This is a genomic window from Variovorax paradoxus, assembly GCF_000834655.1.
GTDB classification, from domain to species: domain Bacteria; phylum Pseudomonadota; class Gammaproteobacteria; order Burkholderiales; family Burkholderiaceae_C; genus Variovorax; species Variovorax paradoxus_F.
Map to the genome: position 1 here is coordinate 1 of NZ_JXQQ01000086.1, position 5451 is coordinate 5451.

The following is a 5451-nucleotide window of genomic DNA, read 5'->3' on the forward strand; positions in this document are numbered from 1 at the left end:
CCGCCCACCCACCCTGCCATGAACTCCCAGACCGAAAAGATCAGCCTCCAGGGCGCAGCCGGCGCGATCGAGGTGCAGCGTGACCAACCCGCCGGAGCCCCGCGTGGCATCGCGGTGATCGCCCATCCGCATCCGCTGTTCGGCGGCACGATGGACAACAAGGTCGTGCAGACCCTGGCGCGCGCTTTCGTGTCGTGCGGCTGGACAACGGTGCGCTTCAACTTCCGCGGCGTCGGCGCCAGCGAAGGCGTGCATGACGAAGGGCGCGGCGAGCTGGAAGACATGCTGAATGTCGTCGGCCAACTGGCGCCTGAAGGCCCGCTGGCCATCGCCGGCTTTTCGTTCGGCGCTTTCGTTGCCTGCGGCGCCGCCGAAAAGCTCTGGGCTGCGCGCGACATCAAGCAGGTCGTGCTTGTCGGCACTGCCGCCGCGCGCAATACCGTGGCCGTGCTGCCTGTCGAGGCCCACGAGCGCATGCTGGTGGTTCACGGCGAAGCGGACGACACGGTGCCGCTGGCCGCCGTGATGGACTGGGCGCGGCCACAGTCACTTCCTGTCACGGTTATTCCCGGGGGCGGCCATTTCTTTCACGGACAATTGCCCCTGCTCAAAAGTCTGGTTGCCCGCCACCTCCGCGCGGGCATTGAATGAAAGCCTCACGGGCTTGTTTTCGTCTCTTCCCATCCTCCCCATGAATCGTTTTTTCAATGCGCTCCGCGCACTGGTGCTGACCGCCGCTGCCTCGGTCGGCGTGATCGCTGCCGCCCAGGTGCCGGCCCCGCCCGAAATCGCTGCGCGCAGCTATCTGCTGCTGGACGTGACCGCGAACCAGATCCTCGCGCAGAAGGACATCGACAGCCCGGTGGAGCCGGCTTCGCTCACCAAGCTGATGTCGGCCTACATCGTGTTCGACGCGCTGCGCGCCAAGAAGATCACGCTGACCCAGACCTTCCCGGTCAGCCCGCGCGCCTGGAAGATGCCCGGCTCCCGCATGTTCATCGACCCGAAGATGCAGGTGCCGGTCGAAGACCTGATCAAGGGCCTGATCGTGCAATCGGGCAACGATGCCACCGTGGCCCTGGCCGAGGGCGTGGGCGGGACGGTCGAGCATTTCGTCGAACTCATGAACGCCCAGGCCAAGGCGCTGGGCATGAAGAACACCAGCTACAAGAACCCCGAAGGCCTCACGGCGCCTGGCCACACCACCACGGCCCGCGACCTGAGCATCCTGGCGACCCGGCTGGTGCGCGACTTCCCGGAAGAAGCGAAGTACTACGCCATCAAGAAGTACCGCTACCCGGGCACGCCGTCGACCAACGACACCAACCGCAACCTGCTGCTGTTCCGCGACCCGACCGTCGACGGCCTGAAGACCGGCCATACCGAAGCCGCCGGCTACTGCATGATCGCCACAGCCAAGCGGGATTTCCCCAACCTGACCGGCGGACGCCGCCTGTTGTCGATCGTGCTGGGCGCCTCGGGCGAGACGGTGCGCGCGAACGAATCGCAGAAGCTGCTGAACTGGGGTTACACGGCCTACGACGCCGTCCGCCTGTTCGACGCCGGCCAGCCGGCCGCCACGCCAGCGGTCTGGAAGGGCAAGGAAAACGTGCTGAAGCTGGGTCGCCCCGAAGCCATCGTCGTGGCGGTCCCGGCCGGCTCCGCCAGCAAGATCAAGACCCAGGTGGCGCGCCCCGACCCTCTCGTGGCGCCCTTCACCAAGTACCAGGCCGTGGGCTCGCTCAAGGTGACCCTGGACGACCAGCCGGTGGCCGACGTGCCGCTGGTGGCCCTGGAAGCGGTCGAGCAGGCCGGCGTCTTCGGCCGCGCCTGGGATGCCGTGCGCCTCTGGATCAAGTAAGAAAGCCGGGCGCTTGAGGTCGCCAGCCAGCGCTGGCCGCGCCTGACCTTGCCGTTTCAGGCTCGCCTGCTATACTCGTGGGCTTTTCGGAATTTTCCGAAGGGTTTCACGTTTTCGTTATTCCCGGCTTCCTTGCGTCACGACCAAGGGCGGTTTTGCAACCAGGGCCGGGTTGTTTTGGGACTAATTCATTCATGCCAACCATCAATCAACTGGTGCGTCAGGGTCGAACGGTCGAAAAGATCAATTCGAAAAGCCCTGCCATGCAGAACTCGCCGCAACGTCGCGGTGTCTGCACCCGCGTCTACACCACGACGCCAAAGAAGCCCAACTCGGCGCTTCGTAAAGTTGCCAAGGTCCGTCTGACCAATGGCTTCGAAGTCATCTCCTACATCGGCGGCGAAGGCCACAACCTGCAGGAACACAGCGTCGTGCTGGTTCGCGGCGGTCGTGTCAAGGACTTGCCCGGTGTTCGCTACCACATCGTGCGCGGTTCGCTCGACTTGCAAGGCGTGAAAGACCGCAAGCAGTCGCGTTCCAAGTACGGCGCGAAGCGCCCCAAGAAGGCTTAAGCCTTCCTGTCGTCAGAAAAAACGGTGTTCGGTTGCCTTGGCGGGCATATCGAACGAAGTGACCCAATCCCGGGTCGAGTAAGTGAGAGTCCTGACTGGCTCTCGCGGTGCCGGAAACGGTGCCAACTGAAGCAAAGAGGTTAGAAAAATGCCACGTCGTCGCGAAGTCCCCAAACGTGAAATCCTGCCGGATCCCAAGTACGGCAATGTCGAGCTGTCGAAATTCATGAACGTGATCATGGAAGGCGGCAAGAAGGCGATCGCCGAGCGCATCATTTATGGCGCGCTCGACTTCATCGAAAAGAAGAACCCTGACAAGGACCCGCTCGAAGCTTTCACCGTTGCCATCAACAACGTGAAACCGATGGTCGAAGTGAAGTCGCGCCGCGTTGGCGGTGCGAACTACCAGGTGCCGGTCGAAGTCCGTCCTGTCCGCCGCCTCGCCCTGTCGATGCGCTGGATCAAGGAAGCCGCTCGCAAGCGCGGCGAAAAGTCGATGGCCCTGCGTCTGGCCAACGAACTCATGGAAGCCACGGAAGGCCGTGGCGGTGCCATGAAGAAGCGCGACGAAGTGCACCGCATGGCGGAAGCCAACCGGGCGTTCAGCCACTTCCGCTTCTAAAAATCAAACTTCGCTTGGGCGTTGGGTGCTGAGTGTCGGGCGTTGTGCCCGTACTCGGGGCCCAGCGCTCAACGCATTTCAACCCGAAAGTAAATCATGTCCCGCAAGACCCCCATCGAGCGCTACCGCAACATCGGCATCTCCGCGCACATCGACGCCGGCAAGACCACGACGACCGAACGTATCCTGTTCTACACCGGTGTGAACCACAAGATCGGTGAAGTGCACGACGGCGCCGCCACGATGGACTGGATGGAGCAAGAGCAAGAGCGCGGCATCACGATCACCTCGGCTGCCACCACCTGCTTCTGGAAAGGCATGGCCGGCAAGTTCGAAGAACACCGCATCAACATCATCGACACCCCCGGCCACGTGGACTTCACCATTGAAGTCGAGCGCTCGATGCGCGTGCTGGACGGCGCAGTCATGGTGTACGACGCGGTCGGTGGCGTGCAGCCCCAGTCCGAAACCGTCTGGCGCCAGGCCAACAAGTACAAGGTTCCGCGTCTCGCGTTCGTCAACAAGATGGACCGCACCGGCGCCGACTTCCTGCGCGTGCGCCAGATGATGGTGGACCGCCTGAAGGCCAACCCTGTCGTGATCCAGATCCCGATCGGAGCCGAAGAGCACTTCCAGGGCATCGTCGACCTCGTGAAGATGAAGGCGATCATCTGGGACGAAGACAAGGGCGTGACCTTCACCTACGGTGAAATCCCCGCGAACCTGACTGCCGTCTGCGCCGAATACCGCGAAAAGCTGGTCGAAGCCGCTGCCGAAGCCAGCGAAGAGCTGATGAACAAGTACCTCGAAGGCGGTGAGCTCTCCGAGGAAGAAATCAAGAAGGCCATCCGCCAGCGCACCATCGCCGGCGAAATCCAGCCGATGCTGTGCGGCTCGGCCTTCAAGAACAAGGGCGTGCAGGCCATGCTCGACGCCGTCGTCGAATACATGCCCGCACCGACCGACATTCCGCCGGTCACCGGCACCGACGAAGACGAAGCACCCGTCACCCGCAAGGCTGACGACGGCGAGAAGTTCTCTGCGCTCGCATTCAAGCTGATGACCGACCCGTTCGTGGGCCAGTTGACCTTCGTGCGCGTCTACTCGGGCGTGCTGACCAAGGGCGACAGCGTCTACAACCCGGTGCGCGGCAAGAAGGAACGTATCGGCCGTATCGTGCAGATGCACGCGAACAACCGCGAAGAAGTCAACGAAATCCGCGCCGGCGACATTGCCGCCTGCGTGGGCCTGAAGGAAGTCACCACGGGCGAAACCCTGTGCGACCCGGCAGCCGTCGTGACGCTCGAGCGCATGGTGTTCCCGGAATCGGTGATCTCGCAGGCCGTCGAGCCCAAGACCAAGGCCGACCAGGAAAAGATGGGCATCGCCCTGCAGCGTCTCGCTCAGGAAGACCCGTCGTTCCGCGTCAAGACAGACGAAGAATCAGGCCAGACCATCATCGCCGGCATGGGCGAGCTCCACCTTGAAATCATCGTGGACCGCATGAAGCGCGAATTCGGCGTGGAAGCCAACGTGGGCAAGCCCCAGGTTGCCTACCGCGAAACGATCCGCAAGACGGTCGAAGATGCCGAAGGCAAGTTCGTTCGCCAGTCGGGCGGCAAGGGCCAGTACGGTCACGTGATCCTGAAGCTCGAGCCGCAAGAAGCGGGCAAGGGCTTCGAGTTCGTCGACGCCATCAAGGGCGGTGTGGTTCCTCGCGAATACATCCCCGCAGTGGAAAAGGGCGTTGTCGAAGCGCTGACGCAAGGCGTGCTGGCGGGCTACCCCGTCGTTGACGTCAAGGTCACGCTGCACTTCGGCTCGTACCACGACGTGGACTCGAACGAAATGGCGTTCAAGATGGCCGCGATCTTCGGTTTCAAGGAAGGCGCCCGCAAGGCCAGCCCCGTGATCCTGGAGCCGATGATGGCCGTGGAAGTGGAAACGCCTGAAGACTACGCCGGCAACGTGATGGGCGACCTGTCCTCACGCCGCGGCATGGTGCAGGGCATGGATGACATGATCGGTGGCGGCAAGTCCATCAAGGCCGAAGTGCCGCTGTCGGAAATGTTCGGCTACTCGACCACGCTGCGTTCGATGTCGCAAGGCCGCGCCACGTACACGATGGAGTTCAAGCACTACGCCGAAGCTCCCCGTAACGTCGCCGAAGCCATCGTGGCTGCTCGCGCAAAGTAAGCTTTTTAAGAATGCAAGGCCACGCAGTGCGTGGCCTTCGTTGTCTGCGATCCGGTGCCGCCACGTTCCCGTGCGAGGCGAACCAGCAATCGGGTGCAGACATAAAACCAATACACGGGAAATGCTCTTTCAAGGATTGAAAAATGGCAAAAGGTAAATTCACCCGCACCAAGCCGCACGTGAACGTGGGCACGATCGGT

General features: G+C 62.6%; 6 protein-coding genes. 5 read left to right on the forward strand and 1 reads right to left on the reverse strand.

All coding sequences use genetic code 11. The annotated features are described in order from the left end of the window. Window positions 1-18: 18 nt before the first annotated feature. The 5 genes from RT97_RS27460 to fusA all read left to right on the forward strand — a co-directional run bounded on the left by RT97_RS27460 (window position 19) and on the right by fusA (window position 5251). On the forward strand, window positions 19-651 hold the full coding sequence (locus tag RT97_RS27460) for an alpha/beta hydrolase (protein WP_042582034.1): 633 nt from the start codon (window positions 19-21) through the stop codon (window positions 649-651). Window positions 652-691: 40 nt separating this feature from the next. After that, complete coding sequence (locus tag RT97_RS27465) at window positions 692-1861, forward strand: D-alanyl-D-alanine carboxypeptidase family protein (RefSeq protein WP_042582036.1); 1170 nt, start codon at window positions 692-694, stop codon at window positions 1859-1861. Between the two features lie 194 nt (window positions 1862-2055). Then, a complete protein-coding gene (gene rpsL, locus RT97_RS27470) occupies window positions 2056-2433 on the forward strand; it encodes a 30S ribosomal protein S12 (RefSeq protein WP_013543948.1) in 378 nt (125 codons plus the stop codon). Between the two features lie 148 nt (window positions 2434-2581). Then, window positions 2582-3055, forward strand: coding sequence for a 30S ribosomal protein S7 (gene rpsG, locus RT97_RS27475; protein WP_013543947.1), 474 nt, complete (start codon window positions 2582-2584; stop codon window positions 3053-3055). Window positions 3056-3151: 96 nt separating this feature from the next. Next, entirely contained in the window at window positions 3152-5251 is a 2100-nt protein-coding gene (fusA, locus tag RT97_RS27480) for an elongation factor G (RefSeq protein ID WP_042582035.1), read from the forward strand. Window positions 5252-5256: 5 nt separating this feature from the next. Here fusA and RT97_RS33625 read toward each other — a convergent pair. Further along, window positions 5257-5451: hypothetical protein (locus RT97_RS33625; protein WP_216595192.1), on the reverse strand; the 195-nt coding region annotated here is incomplete at its 5' end.

Coding starts and splice junctions, on each gene's coding strand:
- RT97_RS27460 (WP_042582034.1), top strand. CDS start 19: ATGAACTCCCAGACCGAAAAGATCAGCCTCCAGGGCGCAGCCGGCGCG.
- RT97_RS27465 (WP_042582036.1), top strand. CDS start 692: ATGAATCGTTTTTTCAATGCGCTCCGCGCACTGGTGCTGACCGCCGCT.
- rpsL (WP_013543948.1), top strand. CDS start 2,056: ATGCCAACCATCAATCAACTGGTGCGTCAGGGTCGAACGGTCGAAAAG.
- rpsG (WP_013543947.1), top strand. CDS start 2,582: ATGCCACGTCGTCGCGAAGTCCCCAAACGTGAAATCCTGCCGGATCCC.
- fusA (WP_042582035.1), top strand. CDS start 3,152: ATGTCCCGCAAGACCCCCATCGAGCGCTACCGCAACATCGGCATCTCC.